Annotated in this window: 2 protein-coding genes and 1 pseudogene; all 3 read right to left on the bottom strand. The window is 79.6% G+C overall.

Annotated features, from left to right (window positions below; translation table 11 throughout):
* Window positions 1-144: 144 nt before the first annotated feature.
* A complete protein-coding gene (locus ABZ371_RS32245) occupies window positions 145-1065 on the bottom strand; it encodes an aminoglycoside phosphotransferase family protein (protein ID WP_358686420.1) in 921 nt (306 codons plus the stop codon).
* 29 nt (window positions 1066-1094) lie between these two features.
* The gene (locus ABZ371_RS32240) at window positions 1095-1610 is read right to left on the bottom strand and encodes a ferritin-like domain-containing protein (RefSeq protein WP_358686418.1); all 516 of its coding nucleotides are present in this window, start codon (window positions 1608-1610) and stop codon (window positions 1095-1097) included.
* Window positions 1607-1859: pseudogene (locus ABZ371_RS32235) on the bottom strand (hypothetical protein); the annotation flags it as partial. The pseudogene ABZ371_RS32235 and the gene ABZ371_RS32240, both read right to left, overlap by 4 nt.

The following is a 1859-nucleotide window of genomic DNA, read 5'->3' as shown; positions in this document are numbered from 1 at the left end:
CGCGCTGCCGGGGCGCGGGGTGGACCACCCCGTGGCCGTCGGGCACCCCCCGCTGCCCCACCGGGGCCCCTCCCACCCGCGGCGGCCCGGGGGGGCCCCCCCGCCGCGGCGGGGGGCGCCCCCTCCCCGGTGGTGTGTGCGGGGTTACAGCCAGCCCGCGAACTCCAGGGCCACTTCGCCGTCCTGGCGCCGCCCCGCCGCCAGCGCGCGGGTGCCCGACTCCACGGCCCGGAACAGCGTCCAGCCGCGCAGCCGCGCCTGGTCCACCTCCAGGGAGTCCGCGAGCTTCCTGATGCGGCGGCGGGCCGTCGCCGCTCCGCCCGGCGAGGCGACCAGGTCCTCGGCCCGGTCGCGGACCAGCCGTGCCAGGTCGTAGGCGCGCTCGCCGACCAGCGGCTCCGGGCCGACCGCGAGCCACGGCGCCCGCTCTCCGGACAGCACCTTGCTCTGCCGGAAGTTGCCGTGCAGCAGCAGCAGTTCGGGGGAGTGCGCGACCAGCTCCCCGCGGGCCTCCAGGGCCGCGGAGACCAGCGGACCGAGCGCCGGGTCGGCCGCCGCGGCGGCACGCATCGGCTCCGCCTGCCGGCCGGTGCGCGTCTCGACGCTCTCGTAGCCGTGGCCGTCCACCGGGTCCACCCACAGGCGCCGGACCGTGCCCGCCGCCTCCAGCAGCGCCTTCGCGTCGGGGAGGGAGCGCAGGGACACCTCGTGGTGCAGCCGCTCCAGCAGCAGGGCGCCCTCGGGCGCCGGACCGTCCCCGGACGTCAGGAGCCGGACCGCCCCCCAGCCGTCCCACTGCGCGAGGGCGGCCCGCTCCCGGCCGGGCGCGGCACCTGCCGGCGCGATCTTGAGCGCGGCGGGTGTGCCGTCCCGGCGGTGCACCAGGAGGACGAGGCTGCTGCGTCCGCCGGGTGCCACCACCCGCTCCGGGGAGACGGCGTGCCCGGCCGCGGACAGCGCCTCCTCGGTCAGCGCCGGGAGCCGGCCCAGCCAGTCGGCGGCGACCGCGTCCCCGTACGCCTCGCCGAGCGCTCGGACCAGGCGCTGCGGCGGTTCGAAACCCATACGTGCCTTGTTCCCCTTCCCAGCTGCGTTCACGGCGTGACGCCCGCGGCGCCCGCCTCCGCCGTGGTGTCCGACGGGTGTGCCCCGGCCTTCTCGGCGAGCCCCGGAAAGGCTACGCCGGTGCCGCGCCAGCGGACCGCCCGGACGGCGGCTTCGCGCAGCGCTTCCGCCGCCTGCCGGCGCAGCGGGCCCCGGGCGGCGCGTACGAGATCGGAGTAGACGCCCGCGACACGGTCCTCCAGCACGGCGGCGAGACGCATCGCGCTCGCCGGATCGCGCACCGCGAACGGCAGGGCGTACGCGGCGGCGGCGGCCACCGGCCTGCCGCCCAGGTCGCCCACCGTCCGCACCAGCGCGTCACGCCGTGCCCGGTGGCCGGTGTGGGCCGCGGCCGCGTCGGCGCGCCGGCCGTCCTCCAGGCGTCCGCCCAGTGCCCCGTATCCGTACACCGCCGCGTGTTCGGCGGCGAGCGCGGCCTGGGCGGCCCGCAGCGTCCCCCTGGCGTCGTCCTGTCCCGCCCCCGCCTGTCCGGCCCTGTCCGTCATGACGAGGCCTCCTTGGCCAACTCGGTCAGCAGGTAGGCGTGGGCCGCCCCCGCGGCGGCGACCGAGGCCAGCAGGCGGGCCAGCTCCGGTTCGGCGTCCAGCAGGGCCCTGGTCCGGTCGTCGGCCAGCCGGCGCTCCTCGGCGGCCAGTTCCTGGAGCGCGGTCCGCGCGTCGGCGGCGGGGGCCGGGGTGGCCGCCGCCGGAGGTGCCGGGGCCGGGCCCTTCGCGGGCGCGCCCAGCGCCGTGGCG

It is taken from the genome of Streptomyces sp. NPDC005899, from assembly GCF_040629645.1.
Classification (GTDB): domain Bacteria; phylum Actinomycetota; class Actinomycetes; order Streptomycetales; family Streptomycetaceae; genus Streptomyces.
Note: the sequence above shows the minus strand (reverse complement) of the source record. Positions and strands in the feature narration are given on the sequence as shown.

What these genes read in the sequence shown, in the direction of transcription:
- ABZ371_RS32245 (WP_358686420.1), bottom strand. Translation starts at nt 1,065, where the DNA reads ATGGGTTTCGAACCGCCGCAGCGCCTGGTCCGAGCGCTCGGCGAGGCG.
- ABZ371_RS32240 (WP_358686418.1), bottom strand. Translation starts at nt 1,610, where the DNA reads ATGACGGACAGGGCCGGACAGGCGGGGGCGGGACAGGACGACGCCAGG.